Source organism: Phyllobacterium sp. SYP-B3895 (genome assembly GCF_009647635.1).
Classification (GTDB): domain Bacteria; phylum Pseudomonadota; class Alphaproteobacteria; order Rhizobiales; family Rhizobiaceae; genus Phyllobacterium; species Phyllobacterium pellucidum.
The window spans coordinates 465,129-489,523 of sequence record NZ_WJIG01000004.1; the positions used below are offsets into that span (position 1 = coordinate 465,129).

Genomic DNA, 24,395 nt, shown 5'->3' on the forward strand with positions numbered 1-24,395 from the left:
GTCACACCTGTTCGAGGATGGTATCAAGAAGGCTGTCGATGTCGAAGGAAGATCGAACGCCGAGGTCAGTGCCATGATCCTTGAGGAATATTTCGGCGCAGGCGTGACCTTCGAGCCGCAGCATGGTCAGGAATTCCCATTCCGCATTGAGCTTTGAGGACACGCCGAGTTCGACCATCTTCGGGCTCGTAATGCGATGGATGCGCATGTCGGCCCATTGTTCGACCCACTCGGCGTGTTCGAGCCCGCCCTCCTCTGCGATGAGGCGCTGAAACATTGCAAGGCCGCGAAGCTCTTTCTTGAGGCTGGAATTGAAGGAGATTTCGTTGAGCCGGTTGAGAATGTCAGGGGCCGTCTTTGGCACGCCTGGCCGCTCGATAGGATTGATCTGGATGAGCAACGTGTCGCGCGCCTTGCTCTCGCGAATGATCGGCGTCAGCAAAGGATTGCCGGAAAAGCCGCCATCCCAATATGGATCGCCATCGATCTCGACAGCCTGATGAATGAGGGGCAGGCAGGACGAGGCCAAAAGGACATCGACATGCATTTCGGCATTGCGGAACACGCGGGGCAGACCGGTCCGCACATTGGTCGCATTCACGAAGATCTTGATTTCAGACTGCTTCAGCCGATCGAAATCAATACATTCCTCAAGAACGTCGCGAAGAGGATTGAGGTTGGCCGGATTGGTTTGATAGGGCGAGAAGAGCCGGCTGAAGATATCGTAGAACAGATAGCCGGGCGAATTATCGAGAGACCAGTTGCCGACCATCTTGTCTAACGGCGTCCGCTGGATCGGGCTGTATTTTGCCGCATCGCTGACGCGGCGCCAAAACACTTCCAGCGCGGTCTTTGCGCCTTCAGCACCATTCAAGGCGTAGCCTGACACGAGCGCAGCGGCGTTCATTGCCCCTGCCGACGTTCCGGTCACGCTTTCGATCGTCAGCCACGGCTCATCGAGCAGTCGCTCGATGACGCCCCATGTAAAGGCGCCATGGGCCCCGCCGCCTTGCAGGGCAAGGTCGATTGGGAGAGGGTTGCGCGCATTAGCATTGGAAGCTTCAGACCTGTCGTCACTCGCCGCGCCCATGGACCCCTACCCCGCCGGAAACTTGCGAAGCCAAAACGCTGCAAGGGCAGCATGCCGTTGCAACTCAAGCGAGCAAAATCCGGCTCTTTGGGTTGAACTATGCTGCAGTGCAGCAAGCTTGGCAAGTGGGAGCCAGAAATTCCCACGCAGGTGCACGAGACGGGTCGGCGAATAACTTGATTACTTCGGCTTGCGGATGGCTCTCACCTTGCTTTCACTGCCATCGCCGCAGAAAAACCGATCGTTACCATCGGACTCGAGGCCTGACACGCCCGAGCCCTCCGGCATGTCGATGCGTTGCAGGACTTCTCCGGTCTTCGGATCAATGCGGCGGACATCGCTATGGTCGCCTTCCCAGGTTCCGTGCCAAAGCTCACCGTCCACCCAGGTAACGCCCGTTACGAAGCGGTTGGACTCGATCGTCCGCAGGATTGCACCGCTTTCGGGATCGATCTGGTAGATTTTTCGGCCGCGATGTTGCCCAACCCACAACGTATCCTCGGCCCAGGCCAAGCCGGAATCGCCGCCATTGCCTGGCGCCGGGATTGTCGCGACGACTTCACCAGTCTCGGGATCTATCTTCTGGATGCGATCTTCGGCGATTTGATAGATATATTTGCCGTCGAAGGCTGTTCCGGCATCCGCGGGGACATCGATCGACCGCACGACCTTTCCGGCAGCGGGGTCGAGAGCATTGATCCTCTCGCCAGATGCAAACCACACGTGTTGACCGTCATAGGTGACGCCATGGACGCGTTCCACGCCGGGAAACGGTCCATACTCGCGGAGAATTTCAGCTTGGGAGTGTTTCATTGCTATATCCTAGCCGTTCATCAATGGACCGGGGAGTAACAAAGTTGACGGAAATCCCGGCATGGACGGGATCATCCATCTGCGCGCCGGCCCGCGACCGAAGGCCTGTACTTTGCCAGCAGCCGCCAAGGCTTCGAGCGACCTCTGAACGGTGCGAGGGCCAGTTCCAAGAGCGATGGCCAGGGCGGAACTCGACCATGCTTCGCCATCGGCAAGTAAGGCGAGCAGCGAGCCATGTTGCTCATCGACAGGCGGAGCGAGGATGACTGCGGCTTGGCTATGCAGCGGATGCAGTGCAAAGCCTTCGCTGGTCGCTTTTATATCCGCAATTGCGTGAAGCTCACTGCGGAGCCGGCCGATCTCGACGCGCAGGCGAGCACGGTGCGATTCATCGGCCTCCTTGCCCCCAAAGGCGCTGGCAATAAGGTCACGTCGCGACGCATCGCCTGGCCAGTTCGCGCAGAGGGCGCGGGCGAGTGCGAACAACACCGGGCGGCTGGCCAGCGAAACGCAGGCGCTTGAATCGCGTATCTCGTAGCGGCAAGCATCGACGACGAGAGTGTCGGACGCGTAAAGCGCCTCAACATCTTCGAGCCGTACAAGCCGCTCATGGCTGCGCGCGATGAGGCGCGCGGCGGGGATCTCCATCACGCGCGAGACGCTTTCAACTTCCGCAACAAGTGCCGGGATACGGGCCTGCATTGCCGCATCGGCCGCGCGCTGCAACGCGACGCGCGCAGCTTTGGTCTGCAAGCGCCGGATGGCGATTCCGGCAATCACCAACTCGTAGGCGGCGCGCAAGGGCGGGGTAAGCCTCGTGGCATCGCGATCGCCGAGCAGTTGCTCCGCTTGATCGACATGACCGATCAAAACCAGCCGCCGAGCTTCCACGTGGCGAGCATGCGCGGCATTCAATCGATCTCCATGCGCCTCGAGCACCGCCCGGGCGCTGGCCAATGTCTTGATGGGTCCGGCAAGGTCACGAGAGACGAGTGCAATCTCCGCCTCGGCGACAATGCAACGCGCCCTGGCGACGGCTTCGCGCGGCCCGAATGCGCGCGCGGCAGACTTTAACAACGCTCTGGCGCGAGAAAGTTCACCGAGCTGCGCCATTGCGATGCCGCGTAGCGCCAGTGCCGGTGCGTCGTCACGAAGCGCGACCCGCTTCAATGCGCCGAGGAGATCTCCAGTCGCGAGCAGCCGTGCGGCGGCGGTGATCATCGAGTCCATGCAAATCCCGTCAAACTTGTAACTCTCGGCATTTCCACCGCCATCCTAGTCTGCCCATCACCGGCCACCGCACGCAATGGCGATGCTACGATAAAAGCAGGAGAAGGAGAATGACTGCATCCAAGGTCACTGCACGCTCGCAGAAGCTTAATCTGCTGCTGCGTATTGCGGACGGACTGAGCTACGCAGCGACGCCTGCCTTTGTTTTGATGGCGGTTCTGACGGCAAGTGGCACGGCGGATAGCATGTGCGGCTCCGTTCAAAGCATGTCCCCGCTCAACGATATGGCGATCATGTACCTGCTTATGAGCGTCTTCCATTTGCCCCCATGGCTGCGCTTTGCTGTGAGGCGGGGAAGCTCACGTCTTCGCGTTTAAACATTGTCCGTATATAGTGGCGACACCACGGGGACATCGCCATGGACAAGCAGGATGTCATTGCGCTCTTCGCGCATCTCGAGCACGGCGACGGCGCAAATTTCTTCGCGCATGTTGCCGATGATGTCGATTGGATCGTAGAGGGCACCCACCCGCTTGCGGGTCACTATCACAGCAAGAAGGATTTCATCGCCGGCACATTTCAAAAGCTGGCGAAGGTGCTGCCCGACGGCGTACAACTCACTGTTCAGAATGTCCTGATTGATGGCGCATGGGCGGTGGTCGAACTCCGGTCGATGGCGACGGCCCATAGCGGCCTGCGGTTTGACAACCGCTATTGCTGGCTGTGCCGGTTTGCTGACGCCAAGATCGTTGAAGTGCGCGCCTATCTCGATAGTTGGCTGGTCGGTGAACTGTTCAGGCAAAATCCAATCGACGACGAAGCCCCCACGTAGACGTTGCACCGGCGCGAGAAGCTGCAAAGGCCGACATATTCAGGCGAGCATGCAGAAAATCCTTGATTTATCGCTTTGCGTGTCGCCGTATCAATAACAACCAGATGATATTTCTAGTTGAGTTTAGGTGATCATAAGAAAACGACCAGAGACTTTTCCTCAGGGGACGCATGCGGAAGTCGCTACAACTGGATTTTAAAGCCATTCAGGCCGAATTGCGCAACAGGCCCATCGTCCGCAGCAGCGAAGCGTGGGGTCCGACAGAAGACATCTTTGCAACGCGGCATCATCAATACCGGCGAATAGACGATTCGACGGTGTTGCATGTTATGGATTTCCACGTCGTGCAGCCCTACGCGATAGATACATCGCGAAAAAATCTGGTGTGCATCCAGATTATTCTTACCGGTACCTATAATCGCCTGGCGAGCGACTATGTCGACACCGTCAATTCGGCGTCGGTGCAGATCACCAACTTTCCGCGATCGGTGAGCGAAGCGCGTGCCGGCGAAAGGCTGAGAGGCATCCTGATTGTCGTAGAGAGGTCCCATCTGCTCGAGCATTTCGGCGTCAACCTGGATCGGATCCCGGTTGCCTACAGGCCCATCTTTTCGTCGGATGTTGGTATGGTGCAGGCCATGAAAATTCCGGCAGTGAGTTCGGTTCGCATATCCGCGGAGCAAATCCTCTCGTGCAAATATCAGGAGCCTTTGCGAAGTATCTATTTCGTCAACAAGACCACGGAAATCATCTGCGACATCGTCTATCAACTCAACAGCATGCTTCCCTCAAGGTCGCGGATCGCGCAGGCGCCAAGCGTGTTTCACGCCATCGAAGCCGCGGCAGCGATTTACAGACGCGAGTTGCACCGGCCACCGACACTGGAGCAACTCGCGATCCGTGTGGGCGTGAATCGCAATGCGCTCGTGAGCGGTTTTCTGGAAAATTTCGGAGTAACGCCGCACGCCTTCTCACTTAACCTGCGCATGGAGGAGGCGCAGAATTTTCTGCGCAACAGCAATCTGTCGATCAGCGAGATCGCACGCCGTGTCGGGTATGGCGGCTATGCGAGCTTTTCGCGTGCCTTCAGCGAGCACTTCGGCCATGCGCCATCGGCCGTGAAGGATGAGGGTGAAAGGCCGATTGCCGGTTCCCATGCATCTGCAATCGGGATCGATGCCCGGCATGGCAACTGAGGCGGACGAGGCTCTAGCGGAACCCGGTACTTCAATCGACCGCGCTCGAATGAGCGCCCTCGTTGCGACCTTCTTCGGCAATACGCTCGAGTGGTTCGATTTTGTAACATACGGCATCCTTGCGACTTATATCGCACGGGCTTTTTTCCGCGCCGACAACGGTAATACCGCATTGCTGGAGACGTTCGCGGTCTTTGGCGTCGGTTTCGTGTTGCGACCTTTGGGGGCGATCGTGATCGGTTGGGTCGGCGATAGCTACGGTCGAAAACCCGCATTTCTTTTGACCATCATCACCATGACGGCCGGCACATTGATGATCGCGTTCCTGCCGACCTACGCGATGATCGGTATCACCGCTCCGCTCCTCTTGCTCCTGGCGCGTCTCCTGCAGGGATTTTCGGCTGGCGGAGAACTTGGTGTTGCGATTTCCTTTCTTTCGGAGTGGTCGCCGCCCGGAAGACGCGGTTTTTTCAGCAGCTTTCTTTCAATGACAGTGGCGCTCGGCAGCCTTCTTGCCAGCGGAATTGCCGCCATCCTCATTTCGTTCCTGCAACCTGAAGACATGGCGGCCTGGGGATGGCGTATACCCTTTCTGATTGGGGGATTGCTCGGGCTGATCGGCCGGTGGATGCGGGCCAGCGTCGATGAGACGCCCGCTTACCGGCAACTGCAACGCACACGTCCGGAAAACAGCAGTGCTCCAATCCCAAGATCGGACCTTGTGCGCGGCCTGCTTGCATTCGGCCTTACCATTCACTGGACGGTCTGTTTCTATATGTTCCTCGTCTATCTTCCGACGTATGCGCGGGTGCAGGCCGGTATCGCTCCGGCTTTGGCCGCGTGGTCAAACACCATATGCCTGCTGACGATCGTCATCCTTGTTCCAATTGTCGGCCTATTGTCGGACCGGCACGGACGACGGCCATTCCTCATTATGTCATGTTCGACAATTGCATTGATGACCCTTCCGGCACTCTGGCTGATCCTTGCAACGCAAAGCTTCGAGGTCATTGTCCCCGTACAGATTGTCTTCGGACTGGCCATTGCTCTTTATTCGGGCCCCGCCCCGGCACTCATGGCCGAACTCTTTCCAACGCAAAATCGCGCGAGGCTGGCGGCGACATCCTACGCCTTCGCGGCCGCCCTGTTTGGAGGCTTTGCGCCCTTTATTGCCGACTGGCTGATCAACGTGACGGGGAGTCCGTACGCCCCTGCGCTCTACGTCGTATCCGCGTCACTCGTCAGCCTGCTGGTGGTGCTTCGCATCCCTGAAACTGCTGGAAAGTCGTTCCATTAGTCGCGGTGGCAGACGTTGCAATTTGGCACGGCGCTGTATCGAATTGTCCACCCCGTCTTTACCCGACCCGCTCCGACGCTGACAATTCCAGTACCAACGAGGGGAAGAATTGCCCAGGGAGCTACGTTGGAAAGGGGAATGACGCAATGGGATACGAGAATGCCCTGAATTCCCATACGCTGGCGGAAACCATATCCGCCAATGTGATTGCCGGCCTGTCGCAATCGCCGCTCACCGACTTCGGCCTATCGGACCACAGCGGCATCCCGACCTTTGAATTTGACACGCGCAATCTTCCGGTAGAACTCCAGTTCGAGGCCTGGCGCAGGAGCTTCTCATCCATATTCGCCATCGACGAGCCCGATGACCACGCATCCGGCTTCAAGGGCCGGCAATTGATATGGGATCTCGGATCTCTTATATTTGCTCGTATCAATACTGATCCGCTGCGTCTTGTAAGTGCCGACACGCCCAAAACGCCGATCGACCACTGGGCCATGACACTGCCCCTCGACGGCAGGATCAACACCGCCTGCACATCCGGCGTCTTTGGCGGCGGCGCCGGCGTCATCCAGGTTCACGCACTTGGCGACCCGTTCGAGTGCCATATGGCTGCCGGCGAAATATTGACCCTGTTCATCCCGCGCGATTTTTGCAGCGAGGTTGCCTATGCCTTGAGGGGAGCAGAGTTTTCGGCCATGGATACCGCGATGGGGCGGCTCCTGTCGGATTATTTCATTGGTCTCGCCAAGCGGTTGCCCATCATCGACGCAGCAAACCTGCCCGAACTTGTCGCCGCCACGCGAGCCATGATCCGCGCGTGCGTCCTGCCATCCAGCGACAATGCTGAAGAGGCGCAGGGGCCGGTCGTGCGCGTGTTGCTCGAACGGGCACGGGGCATCATTCAGTCGCGACTGTTTGATCCGACGTTCAACGCTGAAGCCCTGAGGCGCGAGCTCGCCATCTCGCGCACCGGCCTTTACCGGATGTTCGAACCTTTTGGCGGCGTGATGCACTATGTCCAGCATCGGCGGCTTCTCGACGCACATGCCGCGCTCGCCGATCCGATCGATGGCCGGCGCATCATCGAGATAGCCGAGCAACGCTGCTTCAGCGACGGAGCTGAATTCAGCCGCGCCTTCAAGCGTGAGTTCGGGTACACACCGAGCGAGGCACGCCTTCGCGGCAAGGAACGTCCCTCGATCCATGCCGCCGCCGATCTCATGGCAAGCGCTCCCGAAGACCGGCTGGGCATTCTCCTGCGCCGACTTCACGGCTGAAGAACCAACTCTGTGGCCAGATGACCAGCATTGCTGCATTCATCTGCCGGGCGTAGATTTGGCACGACCGAATTGGTCCGGGTGATGGGGGCACGCGATGAGAATCGGCATTGCATTCGATCTTCGTGATGACTACGCGCGTGCCGGATATGACGAGGAAGACATTGTCGAGTTCGACAGCATCGAGACCATCGAGGCTATTGAAGCGGCCTTGCTCTCGCTTGGTCACAATACGGAACGCATCGGTTCTGCGTTGAAGCTCGCACAGCGGCTCGAAAATGGTGATCGATGGGATCTGGTCTACAATTCGGCTGAAGGAATGCACGGCTTCGGACGCGAGGCCCTGGCTCCCGCCTTGCTGGACTCCTATGGCGTTCCTTACGCCTTTTCCGATCCCCTCACCCTGACGGTAACGCTGCACAAAGCCACTGCGAAGCACGTCGTTCGCGACTGTGGCATTCCCACTCCGGATTTCGCCGTTGTGGAAACGCCGGGCGATGTTGAACGTATTGCATTGCCATATCCTCTGTTCATAAAACCCATCGCGGAAGGCACGAGCAAGGGGATCTCGGCGGCATCAAAGGTCCATGACCTGGCAGAGCTCCGAAAGGGGTGCGAAAGGCTGCTTTTGCGACACAAGCAGCCGGTACTGGTTGAAGTTTATTTGCCAGGCCGCGAATTCACGGTTGGAATCCTCGGAACCGGCGATCATGCCCGTGTGCTTGGGATCATGGAAATAATGGTGAGAGATGGGCCCGAGCCCGAAATCTACTCCTATCAGAACAAGAAGAACTTTGACGACAGGGTCTCCGTCAGGCTCGTGGACGATGCGGCAGGCGCAGAAGCGACGCGGCTTGCGCTCGCGGCATGGAAACACCTAGGATGCCGCGATGCAGGTCGCATAGACATACGCTGTGACCAGGCCGGCAAGGCCCATTTCCTCGAGGCAAATCCGCTTCCCGGCATGCATCCGAGAGACTCAGACTTGCCCCTGCTCGGCCGGATGAAAGGCATGTCATATCAGGGGTTGATCGAGCAGATCATACGCTCCGCCTCAACCAGACGTGCATTCCAATCCGGGCAGCGCAATCCCCTATAGAACCGGCGATTTTCAGCGCTTTCCAGCGCCGTTCTAATGCCTTTGGCCATCCTTCCTGTGCCTACCCTACTCATGGTATGATGTGAGTGCTGGGGGAAGCAAAGATGCAGCGCAGGCTTGTCACGATACTGGCCGCTGACGCCGTCGGGTACAGTCGTCTCGTCGGCAAGGATGAAGATGCGGCCCTCAAGCTCTTCAAGGAATGTGCGACAATCATCGACGAGCGGGTTCGGGCCCATAACGGCCGCATATTTGGCGGCGCCGGCGATAGCGTCGTCGCGGAATTTCCAAGCCCGGTTGAAGCAATGCGTTGCGCCATCGAAATTCAAAACCAGATAGCGCACCTGGATGAAAAACTCTCCGAAGATTGGCGCATGCTGTTTCGCGTCGGCCTCAATCTTGGCGATGCTGTTGTTGAACAGGACAATCTTCTCGGAGAAGCCGTAAACGTTGCCGCCCGCCTCGAAGGCTTGTCCGAGCCTGGCGGAATTTGCGTTTCGGGGAGCCTTTATGAACAGGTGAAGCACCTGCCGGATGTTGGGTTTCAAGATCTTGGCACAAAGAGACTGAAGAATATCCCGCTGCCGGTCCATGCCTACTCCGTCAAGAGCATCCATTCAAAGCGCTCCCGCAAACGCCTGCCCATGTGGGGACTGGCGGCGGCAACGACAGCCTTGCTTGCCGTCATCGCGCTGCCGATCTGGTGGAAGCACGTACCGGGCATGTCCGAAAACCAGGCTACCGGGACGCAAATCGTGGCTTCCTCGCAGCCTTCGATCGCAGTGTTGCCGCTGGACAATATCAGCGGCGACCCCTCGCAGGAATATTATAGCGATGGCGTCACCAATGACATTACCAGTGATCTTTCCAAGTTCTCCGGGCTTCTCGTCGCCGCATATAATTCGTCGTCGACCTTCAAAAACAAGCCTGCCAAGATTCAGGATATAGGCAAGGCTCTGGGTGTACGTTACGTCCTTGAGGGCACCGTTCAGAAGACGGCCGAGCGGCTCCGCATCAATGCCCAGCTTATCGATGCCGAAACCGGCTATCACGTGTGGGCCGACCGCTACGATCAGCCGCTCGGAGATACGTTCGCGGTGCAGGAAGGCATTACAAAAAATATAGTGACGACGCTTGCCGTCAAAGTGACCGACGCCGAGGAGCGCCGTACCCGCCTGAAGCCTCCGGCGAACATGGACGCCTACGACTACTACCTCAAAGGCAAGCAGATATGGGCCGACCCGACCAAAGTCACGGCGGAAGGCAATGAGGAAGCACGTCAACTCTTTGAGAAGGCCATCGAACTGGACCCGAATTATTCGGCGCCCTACGCGGAACTATCCTATGTCTATGTGCGGGCCTATCAGAGCGGCCTCGACGATGGCGGCAAGGCGAATCTCGACAAGGCGGAAGCTTTGGCGGAGAAGGCCCTCGCACTCAGTGATAATGCCAACAGCCATTGGTATCTTGCCATCGTCGCCTGGAACAAGGGCAACTTCGACAAGAGTTTCAGCGAGTATGAGGCCGCGCGACAGATAAACCCGAACGATCCGGATCTCGCCGCCGACATGGCGGAGGCACTTATCTACGGTGGAGAACCGCTCCGGGCCATTGAGCAGATCGAAGAAGCCAAGAAGCGCAACGTTAGGGTTCCATTCTGGTATTTTTGGAACGAGGGCAAAGCCAGATACATGGCGGGCCAATACCAGCAGGCCATTGACGCCATCAACAAGATTGCCTCGCCGCCAAACGATGTTCGCCTGATCACCGCTGCAAGCAAAGCCCAACTCGGCGACATTGCTGGCGCCAAGGCGATCATGGCCGAATTCAGCAAGATCGACCCGGATTGGTCGATCGAAAAATCGGCCGAATACTACTACCGAAACGACAGCGATCGTCAGCATTGGCTGGACGGATTGCGGAAAGCCGGATTGAAGGAGAAATAGCCCCTGACAAGCATATGGATACTTTGGACAAACGTTGACATTCCTCGAAACAGAGCGGCAAAATTGCACCGTAACTTGTGATTATTGCCCACTTCGGTGGATGTCTTTTCTTGGCGAATGAAGCTGAGAGAGCTCTTTCAAATTTGTACTTGAGCTGGTCTCAGACTGACAGTGCCCCCCGGTTCGGACAGTTCCGCCTGGGTGGCACCTGCCATTGGTACCCTGTCTTATGAGTTAAGCATTGAATTGAGTAAACGAGCCGGCGTTCAAACGAGCGCATGAGCTTTCAATGTAACGATCAAAAGGGGGAATATCATGCCAACCGCTAAACAATATTGCCACGACGCACGTCAGCAGGAACTAACGCCTGCAGGAAACATAGAAGCGGCAAGGCTTTACGGCCTCGCGATCAAGGAAGACGATGGCTATTTGCCCGCTTACGCGGAGTGCTCCTATGTGCACCTGCGTGCCTATCAGAACAACTGGCCGCCCAAGCTCCGAACGAATGACTCGATTACCGAAGCAGCGAGACTGGCCGATAAAGCAGTCGCATTGAGCAACGATCCCGACAGTGACTGGCACCTTGATTTCAGGGGGCTCTGGTACCGCGCGATGGTGTCGTGGAACGCAGGCGATTTCAAGCGAAGCTTCGACGAATATGATGCGGCTCGCTCGCGTATAACCGATCCCATCTGGAAGATTAAAAACACCGCCGAGCTTGATGCCGACAAGGCCGAGGCCTTGATCTATTACGGCAATCCAGGCGCGGCTCTGGACCTGATCCTCGGGGCAGAAGCTTCTTATCCCGAGTTTCCATGGTGGTTGAAATGGCTTGCGGCCCGCGCGCACTATCAGCTTGGGAACTACACTGAAGCGATCAATGAAATCAACAGCATCGACCCCGCCAAAAAGCCCAATGACGTTCTCCTGATTTTGGCTGCGAGTGAAGCCCGGCGTGGGAACATTGATGACGCGAAGACCATAATGGCAGAGTTCAGCAAGAATGATCCTGATTGGACGGTGGAACTGTCGGAATCCTACATCTACGGCGACCCGGATCAAAAAACGCATTGGATCGATGGGCTGCGTTTAGCGGAGCTTAGGGAAAACTGAGCTTTCGCCGCAGGTTGAGGAGTTTTTAAGCTCCCCGGGGGTCTGCCACCGCGGAACGGAGCCCCCTTGGATAGAGATGAACCGCACGCCAACTCGGCGTGCGGTTTTGATTTTATGCCTCGTAACAGACCTTTGAATATTCGCTGGGCATCGGAACATTCGCAGTGAACATCTCCGATTGGCCGTAGCTAATAGCTTGCAAATAAACATTGTTCATGATTATATTGAATGAACGTTCAATAAATACGGGTGAACTTATGCAAGCGCGCGACATGACGATTCCGAAAGGTTGGGACCGGCGGGGATTGCCGGCCTGGTCCTATAACAGCCCGGCGCTCCTGGAACTCGAGAAGGAACATATTTTCCGCAGCCATTGGCAGATCGCCGGTCACATTTCCGATGTGCCGAATGTCGGAGATTATGTAACGCTCGACGTCGTCGGCGAGCGGGCACTTATTGTGCGCGGCAAGGACGGTGAAGTGCGTGGCTTTCACAACATCTGCCGCCATCGGGGCTCGCGCGTTGTCACGGACAACAAGGGCACCTGTAACAACGCGCTGGTTTGCCCTTTCCATGGCTGGGTCTACAACCTCGACGGCACGCTGCGGGGCGCTGCCCGGCCGCGCTCGTTCCCTGATCTCGACAAGACTGAATTCGGGCTGCTGCCGCTCGATCTCGAAATCTGGATGGGATTTATCTTCGTTCGCTTCCGCAAGGGCAACCAGCCGTCGGTCGCCACGCTGATGCAGCCTTTCGAGCAGGAACTCGCGCATTACCGCATTGCCGAAATGGTGCCCGCCGGTTTTTGGAAGCAGAAATCCCCGGTCAACTGGAAATCGGTGCGCGACGTCGACAACGAAGGCTACCATGTCGCGATGGCGCACCCTGCCCTGCAGGATCTTTATGGCTCGACATATTACGACGAGCCCTTCATCGATGGCGTCTCGCGTTCCTTTGCCCGCTACAACCCGCATGCGGGGCGTCGCTGGAGCGTGCGCAACTACATCAAGATTGCACCGGAAGCGACGCATCTCCCCGAGCATTTGCGCAAGGCCTGGATCTATTATGGGTTCTTCCCGAATGCAGTCATCGCGGTCACCCCTGAAGGCGCGCAATACTATCAGGAATTTCCGCTCTCCACGGGCGAGACGCTGCTGCGTGGCGCGGTCTTCCGTTACAGGGATGAAAGCCGCGAGCAAACCGCAGCACGCTATCTTGCCTCGCGGATCGACCGCGAGACCAACTCCGAGGATATCCAGCTGACCAAATGGTCGAACGAGTCGATGATGTCGAAATCCTTCTCCGGCTTCTATCTGTCGGATCTCGAATATACGGTGCGTTCGCACCACGACCATCTGCGCAAGGTTCTGCCGGTCCTGAACGTCGATAAGGCGCCGGACGAACGCGAGGTCTCGGCCCTCAACGAAAGTCTCTGCGCCCGCCATTAAAACGAAGCGATCAGCAAATGAGAACGGCCCGGCAAGCAACTTGCCGGGCCGTTCTCATTGATCGAATTCAGCCCTGCCAGACGCCTTCGCTTCGCAAATCGTCCATAGTACGCGAGATGCCTTCGCGCAGGATCGCCACCATGTCGTCGATCTGGTCGCGTGTTATGACAAGCGGCGGCGACATCACGCACATGTTGATGAGCGGCCGCACCAGTAGCCCAAGTTCATGGCAATGTGCATCGATACGCATGCCGACACTGGTGTCGAGTTCAAGCGGGTTCTTGCTTTCGCGATCGGCAACGCATTCGACGCAGGCCATGAGGCCGGTGCCGCGCACCTCGCCGACAAGCGGCAATTCCTCCAATGTGCGGAGCTGCTCCTGGAAATAGGGCGCGATGGCCTTAGCATGCGCCAGGATGCCGCCTTCGAGCAGATCGAGATTGGCGAGAGCCACGGCGCAGCCGACCGGGTGGCTGGTATAGGTGAGCCCATGGGCATACATCGCGGTCGGGTGATTGGAGCGGCGAAGCTCCGTCAGCAGGTGCTCCGATAGGACCATGCCACCCAAAGGAAAATAGCCGGAGGTGACGCCCTTGGCGAAGGTGATGATGTCGGGGTCAAGGCCGAATACCTCACCGGACGAGAACACGTGGCCGAGTCGGCCAAAGGCGGTTACGACCTCATCGGCAATAAACAGGATGTCATTGTCGCGGCAAATTTTGCGGATACGCGGCAGGTAGTCATCGGGCGGCACGATCACGCCGCCGGACGCCTGTATGGGCTCGCCAATGAAAGCGCCGATCTTGTCGGCGCCGATGCGGCTCACCGTTTCCTCGAACTCGGCAACAAGCATATTGGAGAAGTTGGCAAGACTCATGCCCTCCGGCCTGCGGAAAGGGTTGGGCGACGACAGCTTGACGACGAGATCATCGGCTCCATCCATCCAGTCGCGGTCACGCGGACGTCCGTTCAGCGAAGCGGAAAGATAGGTGGATCCGTGATAGGCGCCGCCGCGGGACAGAATGAGTTTCTTTTCCGGACGGCCGCGTACATTATTGTAAAACTGCATGAAGCGTAGTGCACTTTCGACAGCTGACGAGCCGCCTGTCGTGAAGAACACATGATTGAGATCGCCCGGAGCATAGTCGGCGATACGCTTCGCCAGGACCGCCGAAGGTTCGCTCATCGTATACCACGGCGTATTGTAGGAGAGCTGCATCGCCTGCTCGTACATGACGCTTGCCAGTTCCTCGCGGCGGTGGCCGGCATTGACGCACCACATGCCTGCCGGACCGTCGATGAGCCGCTTTCCCGCGCCGTCAGTGATGTAGATCCCCTCGCCCCCACGAATAAGCGGGCGTGCTTCCGCACCGACTTCGCCGGCCGTGGGCCAGGGTTGGACGAGGTGACGCTTTGCGAGCTCAACCACGCCCTGCGCGTCGGATTGGGCCGTTTTCCTGATTGCGTCCGTCATTTGCTTCGCAGCAGCCACGCCGTCCTCGCTTTCCGGTATCCCCACATACTTTCGATACCAATTATCGGAAATAAAACATATTTCTCGAATATATTGAATGTTCGTTCAATCAATATGTCAGAAATAGTTCTTGATTTCAACCGTCGATTGAGCGCATGATGGAGGAAAGATGGCGACTAACGGGAACGCGCCACATTTCGGAATGGGATAGAATGCTTCATTGTTGTTGTAATCTGCTCAATCTGTATGGACCGTGCCAATGACGGTACCTGCAGAAACCATTGTCGCCATGCCTCCTGACCGAGGCCGAAAAAGAAACTGGCTGCAATCCGAATCTGCGACGGGCCTCGGCCTCATCAGTCCGACCCTCATCTACGCCCTGATATTCCTCGTGGTGCCGATACTTCTCGTCATCGCCAACAGTTTCTGGACCCAGCACTATCTGGTTGTCGACAGAACCTTCACCCTCGAAAACTACCGGATCGCACTGACGGATCCGATCTACCGCGATCTTCTCATGCGATCGCTGTGGATCTCGCTTTTGGTCAGCTTCTTCACGGTGGTCCTCGCCTACCCCATCGCCTTTTTCATTTCCTTTTATGGCGGCAGGCACAAGGGGCTGTGGCTGTTCCTGATTACCATCCCGTTCTGGACCAGCTATTTGCTGCGCGTCATGTCGTGGAAGGTCATCCTTGGTTATAACGGCGTCCTCAACGCCACCCTCATGGGGCTCGGCATCACCGACCAGCCGTCGGATGCTTTTCTCTACAATACGAGCGCGGTGGTCATCACGCTCACCCATGCATGGGCGACATTTGCGGTCTTGCCGATCTTCGTCTCGCTGGAAAAGATCGACCGCACGCTGATAGAGGCCGCGACCGATCTCGGCGATGGTCCGGTCCGGCGCTTCCTGCGCATAACATTGCCGCTTTCAGCGCCCGGCATAATTTCGGCGGTGCTCATCGTGATGATCCCCACCGTCGGCGATTTCGTTACACCGAAGCTGGTCGGCGGCAAAGACGGCGTGATGATCGCCAATGCCATTCAGGCACAGTTCGGCAAGGCTGCCAACTGGCCACTCGGCGCGGCGCTTTCGGTTACGACCATGGCGGTTGTGACGGCAATCGCTGCGGCCGTCGTCCTCACCATCCGCACGGCTGCGAGGCGCATAAGATGACGGCTTTGCGCAAAATGCTCCCGAGTTGGCTGACAGCCTATGCGGTGCTCTATATCGGCTTCCTCTATCTGCCGGTGATCTTCCTGCCGATCTTTTCCATCAATACAGCAGCGACGCCGAAATTCCCGCTGAGCGGCTATACGCTCAAATGGTACCGCGACCTTGCCACGACCCCTGCCCTGACGGACGCCGCCTGGAACAGCCTGATGGTCGCAGTTTCGGCGTCACTTCTCGCCACGATGTTCGGCATTTGCGCGGCGCGGGCGATTATGCGCTATCGCTTTCCTGCGCGCCGCAGCATCAACGGCCTGCTCATGGCGCCACTTGTCCTGCCGGAAATCATTATTGCTGTTTCGATGCTGCTGGTCATGCTGCAACTTGGGCTCAATCTGTCCTTGATCACAGTGGTGTTCGGACATGTGCTGATCTGCATTCCCTATTCGCTCAGCGTTCTCACCTCCGGATTCGAGGGCTTCGACAGAAGCCTTGAGGAAGCATCTGCTGATCTTGGGGAATCGCCATTCGGCACATTCCGCCGCGTAACCTTGCCGATGGTCGCCCCGGCGATCATTTCAAGTCTGCTCGTCTCCTTCACCATATCGCTCGATGAGTTCATCATGGCATTTTTCCTGACCGGGACCGATGCAACGCTGCCTGTCTATATCTGGAGCCAGCTCAGATTTGCCGCCAAGCTGCCAGGCGTCCTTGCGCTCGGTACACTGCTGCTGATCGCATCTATCATTCTACTGACCATTGCCGAAATTGTGCGCCGCCGTGCCAGCCGCCGCACCCAGAACATGGGAGGCTTGATTGCCTGAACGTACGATGATCGAAATCTCGCGCGTGACGCGCAGCTACGGCGCCTTCAAGGCGCTCGACGAGACATCGCTCTCGATCCGCGAGGGTGAATTCTTTTCACTGCTCGGACCGTCCGGCTGCGGCAAGACCACCTTGCTGCGCATGATAGCCGGTTTCGATACGCCGACGAGTGGCACGATTTCGGTCGACGGCCAGCCAATGGACGGGATCCCGGCCAATCGACGGCCGACCAATATGGTGTTCCAGAGCTATGCGATCTTTCCGCATCTGAACGTCGAGCAAAATGTCAGCTATGGCCTGAAGCGGCTCCGACTCGATCCTTCCGAAGAAAAGCGGCGCGTCGAGGAGGCGCTTGCCCAGGTTTCGCTCAATGGGCTCGGCACACGCGGCGCCACCGAACTCTCCGGCGGCCAGCGGCAACGCGTTGCGCTCGCGCGGGCGCTCGTCATGCGGCCAAAGGTGCTGCTCCTTGATGAGCCGCTCTCGGCGCTCGACAAGAAACTGCGTGAGCAGATGCAAGTGGAGTTGCGCCGGCTGCAGCAGGCAGTGGGCATTACCTTCATCCTCGTCACGCACGACCAGTATGAGGCGCTCGCCATGTCCGATCGCATCGCTGTCATGTTCGGTGGCAGGATTGCACAGGTGGCGACGCCGAAGGAAATCTACCAGCGGCCTACCAACTGCCAGGTCGCGGATTTTCTTGGCGGCATGAATTTCGTTAAGGCCAACATCGTCGAAGAAAATGGCAGCACCATCACGCTCGATACCCCGGTGTTTGGGCGCGTCAAGACCGACAAGCCGGTCGCGTTTGCGCGCAACGGCAATGCGGCGACGCTCGGCATTCGCCCGGAACGGCTGCGTGTCCTGTGGGACGACGCAACCGACAAGCATGAGGTCGCGGGGAAAGTGGTGGACCGGCACTATTTCGGGGAAATCACACACCTTGTCATCGAGATCCCCGGCTTCGAAAAACCCCTGTCCGTCACCGAGACGAATAATTTCGGCGCGGACGATATTCCTGTCGGCGCGCCGATCAGGCTGGCCTATGATCCGGATGCGCTCGTCGCGCTTGCGGACTGAAGCGAAACAATGGCTTGGGCAGCAGCTGACCTGCCGGCGACGATCGCGCCTTCGATGTAGCCGGGGAAGGACAGCGAAAGTTCTGATGCGCCGAAGGTGATACCCGGCAGGCCTTGTCTCAGCACATTCTCCGTTTCAGTGTCGGATGTTCTAACGTCAATGACATCGGAATAACCGCCACCGCTCCAGGCGTCATGCGACCAGTTCCGGACCAGGATGTCCAGCGGCTTGCCTGCCTCCGATCCAAGGGCCCTGCTCAGCCGTGACAGCACTTCATCCCTTAGAGCATTTTCTCCCAAGGCAGGCCATTCAACGGCGCAGCGTCCGCCGACGAACACCACGAGGGTGGGATGTTCCTGATCCTGACTGATGTCGCAGGCGAACAGTCCATGTGGTTCGAGGAAAATCACGCTTCCGCTCAAATTTGCAGTGCGCCAGAATGGCGTTCTGTAGCGAAGCAGCAGCTTGGCGACGGTCCCGCTCTTCCAGGCAGCAAGTGCGCGGGAGATTGGTGCCTGTAGCGGCGGGTCAAACGCTATCTTGCGCACCATGGTCGGCGGGACAGTGAGAATGACGTGCTGCGTAGCGAAGCGCTGGCGCGCCGTGTCCACCTCAAACCCCGATCCCTGCCGTACGATCCGCTCGACCGCGTACCCCAGCTTCAATCTGCTCCCCAGTTCCCGACCAAGGTCTGCGGCGAGCGAATGCATCGACTCCTTCAGGAAATACTGAAGCTCCGAGACCTTGTTGGTGATCCGCTCATCATTGTCGACAAGGAACCAGAGCGGCATGCCCTCGGCCGCGCGGCACCACAAGCCTTCAACGAGCGACAGGAACATTGATTTTGCGTCCGCTGGGTCGACCTGGCGCTGCAGCCATTCTGCCACGCTCAGGCCAGCGAGCGACGGATCGCGCGGATCGAGCTGGCGCAAGCGGCGGCGAATGGCTGCGGATCCGGCAGAGATATGCGCTGCGTCGTGCCGGCCATGCGGCGGAGGCTGGGCCATGGTATCACCGCCCTTTGGCGGCTCGAGAAACGTCTTGCCGTAGGCTCGAGCAAGGCCAGTGATTTCCTTCATGTCCTCGCAGAAAAACTGGCCGCCGACGTCAAACAATTCTCCGAGCCCGTTGCTCTTGCCCTCGACCCGACCCCCGACGCGGTCACGTGCCTCCAGAACAACGTAATCGACGCCGGCGCGCTGCAATTCGCGAGCGGCGGAAAGACCGGCAAAGCCGGCCCCCACGACGACGACATCGGTCTCTGTGACCTTTGGGTTCAATAGCCCGCCTTGATCTTCTCGAACTCGGCAATCATCTTCGCCTTGAGCTCGTTGGGAAGCGGCGATTGGAACAGAACGTTCTTCGTCGTTTCCTGGTTATTGGCATAGCCCTTTTCTTTGAGGAGTTTCGGATCGACGGAAGCCATGCCCTTGCCGTTGGCCATACCGTAACCCCAATCCTTGACCATGTAATTGGCAATGGCCGGATCATTTACCGCATTGAGAAAATCGTAAGCCTTTTCCTCGGAGCCGGGCGCATCCTTGAAGCGGACATAGCCGCAGACCCATGTCGAGATGCCTTCATCAGTATCGGGCTTGCGGGCGACCGGCGTGCCATTCATGCTAAGCTGGGTCGCCGCATCGTTCCATGCCCAGGCAAGATCGACCTCACCGCCGCCCATGGCCTGGACGATCTCGGTCGTATCGGTCCAGTAGAGCCGGACGTTCTTGTGTACGGCGCGCAGGAAGTCCGATGCTTCCTTGAACTGCTCGTCGGTCATTTTCGTCCAGTCGTGCAGGCCGATGGCCAGACTGGCGAGGGCATAGGCATCGTCGACATTGTCGTCGATCGATACGCGCCCCTTGAACTTCGGATCGGCAAAAGCCTTGAGCGATTGGACATCCTTTGCATCCACCTTCTCGGTATTATAGGTGAGCGAGGTATTGCCCCAGTCCCATGGCATGAACCAAGCCTTGCCGTCGGCGGTCGTGGCCAGATCCTTCATGGCCATGATATCGGGGAGGAGATCATTCCAGCCGGCAATCTTCGAGGTGTCGAGCGGCTGCAGCAGGCCGGCATCACGCCATTTGGCGACACTTTGCGAGCATGGATGCCCGAGATCGGCCTTGAAGCCTGAACGAACCTTCTCGAACGCCTCGTCCTCGTCGCCGAAGAAGGCGAAGGTCGGCGAATCGCCATTCTTGGCAGTGTAGCCCGGATGGAAAGACGGCTCCTCGTAGCCCGCCCAGTCGAAGACGATCAGATCGCCGTCGGCCGCAAGGGCGATTGTCGCCGCCGTTGCCGATAGTGCGGCTATTCCCAAAAATACGCTTACGCTTCTGCCAAGTCCTGTCATGGTTCATTCCCCATTTTTGATTGTTAGGCAATTTTTCTTGCGCGCAGCTCTTCCCTGGAAAAGTGCTTCGGAAACACCGAAACGAGGTGATCGCAGGCCGCCGCATAGGCGGTCGCGCGCGTGACATTTTCCGTTCCCATCAGCAGTCGCAACCACAGGCCTTCCAGCATTGCGCTCAGCGCCAGCGCCGCAGAGATCGGGTCGAAGTCATAATCTCCGCTCGACTTCAGTGCCGTACAGATATCGATGATGACATTCTGGTAGTCCTCATCACGTGCGCCGCAGAGACTCTGATAAGTTGGCCGAGACTTGGCCTCGCCCCAGAAGGCGCACCAGGCGGCAAGCTTGCGCTTGTTGCAGATCGCACGATCGAAATCGGCGGCAACGACGCTTGCCAATTGCCGGGCCGGGTCGTCCCCTCCCTTGGCCAGCGCATTGCGCCAGTGAACCGCATATTCCTCGGACATGTATTGCAGGGTCGCGACGAGGAGTTTTTCCTTGCTCTCGAAGTGGAAGTTGACGATGCCGCGAGACAGGCCCGCACCATCAGCAACATCCGCCATTGTCGTTTCCGAATAGCCGCGCTTGGCCAGCGAATCGATCGTCGCCTCGATGAGCTGCAGCTGCCGCGTCTCTTTCGAGGCCTTTCGGCCGCGTTTGCCCGCCTCTGCTTCCTTGATTGGTGTGACCTTCATGCTTGACCCTTCCCGCATCGTGCCGGCTTGCAGCTGCATCCGGTCAACGGATGAGTGAAGCGATGGGATGCATTGTCAAGCTTGGTCTGCATCATATTGGGCGCCAGGAACTCCAAGGTAGCTATCGTCGCGATCCACGCGATCGGGCAGAGATTAACCGACTGTCTTCAAAACGCAATCAAATTTGTTGAACATTCATTCAATATCCGCTGGACATAAGACAATTTTCCGTGTGAAATTATGCAATAAGAAAATAAGGTGGAACGAAATCGCATGAAAAGCTGGGATGCAATTGTCATCGGCGCCGGGCACAACGGCCTCGTAAATGCCTGCTACCTGCAGCGCGCCGGCCTTGATGTGCTGGTCGTCGAAAAGAACGACTGGATAGGCGGCGCCGCGACCAGCCGTTCGCTGACGCCCGGCTACCTCTACTCCAACTGTTCCTACGTGTGTTCGCTGTTCCGCCCGGAGATCATGCGCGATCTCGAGCTACCCCGCTTCGGACTTCAGGTCATTTCCTATGAAGGCGGGGCGGTCTTCACCCAGGACGGCGATTATCTTGCCAATTACCGTGATCATAATGCGCATCGGCGCGAGTTTGCCCGCTTTTCACCGCGCGACGCCGAAGCCTATGACCGCTATGCCCGCGACGTGACGCGCCAGTGCCGGTTCATTCAGCCGCTCTTGATGCGCACGGCTGCCGATCCGACCAGCCTGCGCCCGCGCGACATTTCCGAACTCGTGTTCCTCGCCAAGAAATTCTCCGGTCTTGGAGCAAAGGAGATGGCGGATACGCTGCGTTTCTGGACGATGTCGATTTCGGACTTCCTCGACGAATATTTCGAGACCGACGTGATCAAGGCGAATTTCGCCCTGTCAGGTATCATAGGAACCGCGCTTGGTCCTATGTCGCCTGGCACGGCCTATGTGCTCCTGCATCACTATATGGGGGAAGTCGATGGTTCGGTCGGCGCATGGGGTTATGCACGCGGCGGCATGGGAGCCGTTACCAAAGCGCTCGCCGCGGCGTTCGAAGCATCCGGCGGTACGATCCGCACCGGAGCCGAGGTGGACCGGGTGCTCGTCCGCAATGGCATCGCCAAAGGGATCGTCCTCGCCAATGGCGACGAAATTCACGGCAAGATGGTCATCTCCAATGCCGACGTCAAACGAACCTTCCTGAAGCTTGTGGATGAAAAGGAACTCCCTTCCCCGTTCCTGCGCCGCGTGAAGAATTTCAAGATGCGCGGATCGTCAGGCAAGGTGAATATAGCCCTCGACTCCATGCCGGAATTTCCGGCATTGCCGAAGGACTCGCCCGTCTATCGCGGCGACATGCACTTTACCGACACCGTGGAGCGCATGGAGCGGGGCTATGACGACTGGAAGGCCGGACGCTGGTCGGCCGATCCGTTTCTCGACATGGTCATTCCGACGACGCTGGACCCGACCATGGCGCCGCCCGGCAAGCATTTCATGAGTTGCTTCGTGCAGTACTGTCCGCCCAAAGTGGAGGGTCGGGAGTGGACCGATGCCGACCGGGACGCCTTTGGCGAAACGGTCATCGCGCAGATCGCCGATTATTCACCCGGGTTCCGCGAACGCATCGTGCACATGGAAATCCGTACCCCGCGCGAGATCGAAGCGGAAGTCGGCTTGACCGAAGGCAATATCTTCCAGGGCGAACTTACCTTCGACCAATTGCTCTTCAATCGACCGGTGCCTGGATACGCGCAGTACCGGTCTCCGATTGGCGGTCTCTACATGTGCGGTTCGTCAACCCATCCGGGCGGCGGCGTGATGGGCGCCCCCGGACGAAATGCTGCAGCCGAAATCCTCCGCGACCTGAAGCGCGGCACCAAACATATGAGCCCTGCCCATGACGTCATTTGATGCAATCGTAATCGGCGGCGGCCATAACGGATTGGTCGCGGCCGCAACGCTTGGCCGATCCGGACGCAAGGTGCTGGTCCTAGAGGCAGGAAACGATGCCGGGGGCGGCACGCGGACCGAGGAATTCGCACCTGGGTTTTCCGTCTCCACCCTCGCACATGTCATCAACCGTCTCCATCCCGAAGTGGTGAGTTCGCTGGAACTCGAACGCAACGGCCTGCGCGTTGCGCAGAGCGACTTCATGCCAAGCATTGCGCTTTCCGTCACGGGGCAGCCGCTTGTGCTGACCGGCGCCTACGGGGAAGACGTTCAAGGTGCTGCGCCCTCCGAAACGGCTGCGTGGCGGGGTTTGCGCGAACAGCTTTTGCAGTTCGCCGGGATCCTGAAGCCGATGCTGATCCGCCGTCCTCCCGACCTTCGCGGCAATATGGCATTGTCGGAAACCGCCGCCCTCGCAATGCTAGGCGTTTCGTTGAAACGACTTGGCAAGGAGGGCATGCGGGACTTCCTGCGCATGCTGCTGATGAACGTCTCGGACGTCCTCGACGAGCATCTTGAGGATGACCGGCTGAAGGGCCTCCTCGCCTTCGACGCGACGCTCGGCAGCCACCTTGGCCCGCGCTCTCCCACCTCGCTGCTCGGGCTCTACTATCGATTGACCGGCGAAGTCGCCGGTGCCTCGGGCGCCCAGGTCGGCGCTGCGGGTGGGGCAGATGCTGTCGTCGCCGCAATCCGCTCTGCCGCCGAAAAAGCCGGCGTTCGCGTGCGCTCCAATGCGCCGGTCGGTAGCATATTGGTCGTACGCGGAAAGGCTGTCGGCGCGGTCCTCGAAAACGGTGAGGTCCTGCGCGCCAATACGGTTGTCTCGGCGATTAGCGCAAAGACGACTTTCCTCAACCTCGTGGGCACCCCCAATCTCGATACGGGCTTCGTTCGCCGCGTCAGCAATATCCGCACCCACGGTAACGCCGCCAAACTCCACCTTGCACTCGACGAATTGCCACAGTTTCTCGGCGTCGATGAGGCGGGCCATCGCGGCCGTCTCGTCATTGCTCCTTCGGTCGATCATGTCGAGCGTTCTTTCAACCCGTCGAAATACGGGGAGTTTTCGCCTGAGCCGGTCATGGAAATCACCTTGCCGAGCCTCGTCGACGCCTCGCTCGCACCGGAGGGCGCCTGCACATTGTCGGCGATTGTGCAATATGCGCCCTACGCCCTGAAAGAGGGCTGGGCCGCTGGCAAGCCAAAACTCCAGGCGGCGATCATCGCGCAGCTGGAGCGTCACGCCCCCGGCATCGGCGGCTCGATCCGCCATGCCGAACTGCTGACCCCGGTCGATATCGAACAGCGCTATCGTATTCCCGGCGGTCATTGGCACCATGGCGAATTGCAGGCTGACCAGATGCTGATGTCGCGTCCCGTCTTCGGGGCCGAGGGTTACGACACCCCCATCGACGGGCTTTACCTCGCCGGCGCGGGCTCGCATCCGGGCGGCGGCATATCCGGAGTTCCGGGTCTCAACGCCGCGCGCCGCATCATTGCAATGAAGGGCTGAGA

At 58.5% G+C, this 24,395-nt stretch carries 21 protein-coding genes; 14 read left to right on the forward strand and 7 right to left on the reverse strand.

Annotated features, from left to right (window positions below):
* Position 1 precedes the first annotated feature (1 nt).
* The 3 genes from GF108_RS19925 to GF108_RS19935 form a co-directional block, all read right to left on the reverse strand.
* Complete coding sequence (locus tag GF108_RS19925; protein ID WP_153670079.1) at positions 2 to 1,090, reverse strand: patatin-like phospholipase family protein; 1,089 nt, start codon at positions 1,088 to 1,090, stop codon at positions 2 to 4.
* Between the two features lie 180 nt (positions 1,091 to 1,270).
* Positions 1,271 to 1,903: a DUF5074 domain-containing protein gene (locus GF108_RS19930; protein ID WP_153670080.1), complete on the reverse strand. Its 633-nt coding sequence runs from the start codon at positions 1,901 to 1,903 to the stop codon at positions 1,271 to 1,273.
* Between the two features lie 9 nt (positions 1,904 to 1,912).
* Complete coding sequence (locus tag GF108_RS19935) at positions 1,913 to 3,133, reverse strand: helix-turn-helix domain-containing protein (protein WP_153670081.1); 1,221 nt, start codon at positions 3,131 to 3,133, stop codon at positions 1,913 to 1,915.
* 110 nt (positions 3,134 to 3,243) lie between these two features.
* On the opposite strand from GF108_RS19935, the gene GF108_RS19940 reads away from it, so the two are divergent.
* The 9 genes from GF108_RS19940 to GF108_RS19980 all read left to right on the forward strand — a co-directional run bounded on the left by GF108_RS19940 (position 3,244) and on the right by GF108_RS19980 (position 13,344).
* Positions 3,244 to 3,510, forward strand: a complete 267-nt coding sequence (locus GF108_RS19940; RefSeq protein WP_153670082.1) for a hypothetical protein — start codon at positions 3,244 to 3,246, stop codon at positions 3,508 to 3,510.
* Between the two features lie 41 nt (positions 3,511 to 3,551).
* Entirely contained in the window at positions 3,552 to 3,965 is a 414-nt protein-coding gene (locus GF108_RS19945; RefSeq protein ID WP_153670083.1) for a nuclear transport factor 2 family protein, read from the forward strand.
* A gap of 170 nt (positions 3,966 to 4,135) precedes the next feature.
* Entirely contained in the window at positions 4,136 to 5,161 is a 1,026-nt protein-coding gene (locus GF108_RS19950) for a helix-turn-helix transcriptional regulator (RefSeq protein WP_153670084.1), read from the forward strand.
* Positions 5,151 to 6,458 carry an MFS transporter gene (locus GF108_RS19955; RefSeq protein WP_246664041.1) on the forward strand — a complete coding sequence of 436 codons (1,308 nt, stop codon included), beginning with the start codon at positions 5,151 to 5,153 and terminating at the stop codon, positions 6,456 to 6,458. The genes GF108_RS19950 and GF108_RS19955 overlap by 11 nt, the downstream gene beginning before the upstream one ends.
* Before the next feature lie 146 nt (positions 6,459 to 6,604).
* Positions 6,605 to 7,738, forward strand: a complete 1,134-nt coding sequence (locus GF108_RS19960; RefSeq protein ID WP_153670085.1) for a helix-turn-helix domain-containing protein — start codon at positions 6,605 to 6,607, stop codon at positions 7,736 to 7,738.
* 97 nt (positions 7,739 to 7,835) lie between these two features.
* Complete coding sequence (locus GF108_RS19965; protein ID WP_153670086.1) at positions 7,836 to 8,837, forward strand: D-alanine--D-alanine ligase; 1,002 nt, start codon at positions 7,836 to 7,838, stop codon at positions 8,835 to 8,837.
* A gap of 104 nt (positions 8,838 to 8,941) precedes the next feature.
* Complete coding sequence (locus tag GF108_RS19970; RefSeq protein ID WP_153670087.1) at positions 8,942 to 10,783, forward strand: adenylate/guanylate cyclase domain-containing protein; 1,842 nt, start codon at positions 8,942 to 8,944, stop codon at positions 10,781 to 10,783.
* A 315-nt stretch (positions 10,784 to 11,098) separates the two neighbouring features.
* Positions 11,099 to 11,896 (forward strand): lipopolysaccharide assembly protein LapB, encoded by a 798-nt coding sequence (locus tag GF108_RS19975; RefSeq protein WP_153670088.1) that lies wholly within the window; start codon positions 11,099 to 11,101, stop codon positions 11,894 to 11,896.
* A 272-nt stretch (positions 11,897 to 12,168) separates the two neighbouring features.
* Positions 12,169 to 13,344, forward strand: coding sequence for an aromatic ring-hydroxylating dioxygenase subunit alpha (locus GF108_RS19980; RefSeq protein ID WP_246664042.1), 1,176 nt, complete (start codon positions 12,169 to 12,171; stop codon positions 13,342 to 13,344).
* Between the two features lie 67 nt (positions 13,345 to 13,411).
* On the opposite strand, the gene GF108_RS19985 is transcribed toward GF108_RS19980, so the two are convergent.
* On the reverse strand, positions 13,412 to 14,818 hold the full coding sequence (locus GF108_RS19985) for an aminotransferase (RefSeq protein WP_153670298.1): 1,407 nt from the start codon (positions 14,816 to 14,818) through the stop codon (positions 13,412 to 13,414).
* A 259-nt stretch (positions 14,819 to 15,077) separates the two neighbouring features.
* Between GF108_RS19985 and GF108_RS19990 the strand changes: the two genes are divergently transcribed.
* From GF108_RS19990 to GF108_RS20000, 3 genes are read left to right on the forward strand one after another with little or no spacing between them, the layout of a single operon-like run.
* Entirely contained in the window at positions 15,078 to 15,995 is a 918-nt protein-coding gene (locus GF108_RS19990; RefSeq protein WP_153670090.1) for an ABC transporter permease, read from the forward strand.
* Positions 15,992 to 16,813, forward strand: coding sequence for an ABC transporter permease (locus GF108_RS19995; RefSeq protein ID WP_153670091.1), 822 nt, complete (start codon positions 15,992 to 15,994; stop codon positions 16,811 to 16,813). The genes GF108_RS19990 and GF108_RS19995 overlap by 4 nt, the downstream gene beginning before the upstream one ends.
* A 7-nt stretch (positions 16,814 to 16,820) precedes the next feature.
* Positions 16,821 to 17,894, forward strand: coding sequence for an ABC transporter ATP-binding protein (locus tag GF108_RS20000; protein WP_153670299.1), 1,074 nt, complete (start codon positions 16,821 to 16,823; stop codon positions 17,892 to 17,894).
* Here the strand turns inward: GF108_RS20000 and GF108_RS20005 are convergent.
* Genes GF108_RS20005 through GF108_RS20015 form a run of 3 tightly spaced genes read right to left on the reverse strand, consistent with a single transcriptional unit; the run spans position 17,858 to position 20,945 of the window.
* A complete protein-coding gene (locus GF108_RS20005; protein WP_153670092.1) occupies positions 17,858 to 19,174 on the reverse strand; it encodes an FAD-dependent oxidoreductase in 1,317 nt (438 codons plus the stop codon). The genes GF108_RS20000 and GF108_RS20005 overlap by 37 nt on opposite strands.
* Entirely contained in the window at positions 19,171 to 20,250 is a 1,080-nt protein-coding gene (locus tag GF108_RS20010) for an extracellular solute-binding protein (protein ID WP_153670093.1), read from the reverse strand. The genes GF108_RS20005 and GF108_RS20010 overlap by 4 nt, the downstream gene beginning before the upstream one ends.
* A gap of 23 nt (positions 20,251 to 20,273) precedes the next feature.
* Positions 20,274 to 20,945, reverse strand: coding sequence for a TetR family transcriptional regulator C-terminal domain-containing protein (locus GF108_RS20015; RefSeq protein ID WP_091924361.1), 672 nt, complete (start codon positions 20,943 to 20,945; stop codon positions 20,274 to 20,276).
* A gap of 273 nt (positions 20,946 to 21,218) precedes the next feature.
* On the opposite strand from GF108_RS20015, the gene GF108_RS20020 reads away from it, so the two are divergent.
* A complete protein-coding gene (locus GF108_RS20020) occupies positions 21,219 to 22,838 on the forward strand; it encodes an NAD(P)/FAD-dependent oxidoreductase (RefSeq protein WP_153670095.1) in 1,620 nt (539 codons plus the stop codon).
* Complete coding sequence (locus tag GF108_RS20025; RefSeq protein WP_153670096.1) at positions 22,825 to 24,393, forward strand: NAD(P)/FAD-dependent oxidoreductase; 1,569 nt, start codon at positions 22,825 to 22,827, stop codon at positions 24,391 to 24,393. The genes GF108_RS20020 and GF108_RS20025 overlap by 14 nt, the downstream gene beginning before the upstream one ends.
* Positions 24,394 to 24,395: the final 2 nt, after the last annotated feature.

Coding starts and splice junctions, on each gene's coding strand:
- GF108_RS19925 (WP_153670079.1), bottom strand. CDS start 1,090: ATGGGCGCGGCGAGTGACGACAGGTCTGAAGCTTCCAATGCTAATGCG.
- GF108_RS19980 (WP_246664042.1), top strand. CDS start 12,169: ATGACGATTCCGAAAGGTTGGGACCGGCGGGGATTGCCGGCCTGGTCC.
- GF108_RS19970 (WP_153670087.1), top strand. CDS start 8,942: ATGCAGCGCAGGCTTGTCACGATACTGGCCGCTGACGCCGTCGGGTAC.
- GF108_RS19995 (WP_153670091.1), top strand. CDS start 15,992: ATGACGGCTTTGCGCAAAATGCTCCCGAGTTGGCTGACAGCCTATGCG.
- GF108_RS19975 (WP_153670088.1), top strand. CDS start 11,099: ATGCCAACCGCTAAACAATATTGCCACGACGCACGTCAGCAGGAACTA.
- GF108_RS19990 (WP_153670090.1), top strand. CDS start 15,078: ATGACGGTACCTGCAGAAACCATTGTCGCCATGCCTCCTGACCGAGGC.
- GF108_RS19960 (WP_153670085.1), top strand. CDS start 6,605: ATGGGATACGAGAATGCCCTGAATTCCCATACGCTGGCGGAAACCATA.
- GF108_RS19945 (WP_153670083.1), top strand. CDS start 3,552: ATGGACAAGCAGGATGTCATTGCGCTCTTCGCGCATCTCGAGCACGGC.
- GF108_RS19965 (WP_153670086.1), top strand. CDS start 7,836: ATGAGAATCGGCATTGCATTCGATCTTCGTGATGACTACGCGCGTGCC.
- GF108_RS20020 (WP_153670095.1), top strand. CDS start 21,219: ATGAAAAGCTGGGATGCAATTGTCATCGGCGCCGGGCACAACGGCCTC.
- GF108_RS20010 (WP_153670093.1), bottom strand. CDS start 20,250: ATGACAGGACTTGGCAGAAGCGTAAGCGTATTTTTGGGAATAGCCGCA.
- GF108_RS19935 (WP_153670081.1), bottom strand. CDS start 3,133: ATGGACTCGATGATCACCGCCGCCGCACGGCTGCTCGCGACTGGAGAT.
- GF108_RS19985 (WP_153670298.1), bottom strand. CDS start 14,818: ATGACGGACGCAATCAGGAAAACGGCCCAATCCGACGCGCAGGGCGTG.
- GF108_RS19930 (WP_153670080.1), bottom strand. CDS start 1,903: ATGAAACACTCCCAAGCTGAAATTCTCCGCGAGTATGGACCGTTTCCC.
- GF108_RS19940 (WP_153670082.1), top strand. CDS start 3,244: ATGACTGCATCCAAGGTCACTGCACGCTCGCAGAAGCTTAATCTGCTG.
- GF108_RS20000 (WP_153670299.1), top strand. CDS start 16,821: ATGATCGAAATCTCGCGCGTGACGCGCAGCTACGGCGCCTTCAAGGCG.
- GF108_RS19950 (WP_153670084.1), top strand. CDS start 4,136: ATGCGGAAGTCGCTACAACTGGATTTTAAAGCCATTCAGGCCGAATTG.
- GF108_RS19955 (WP_246664041.1), top strand. CDS start 5,151: ATGGCAACTGAGGCGGACGAGGCTCTAGCGGAACCCGGTACTTCAATC.
- GF108_RS20015 (WP_091924361.1), bottom strand. CDS start 20,945: ATGAAGGTCACACCAATCAAGGAAGCAGAGGCGGGCAAACGCGGCCGA.
- GF108_RS20025 (WP_153670096.1), top strand. CDS start 22,825: ATGACGTCATTTGATGCAATCGTAATCGGCGGCGGCCATAACGGATTG.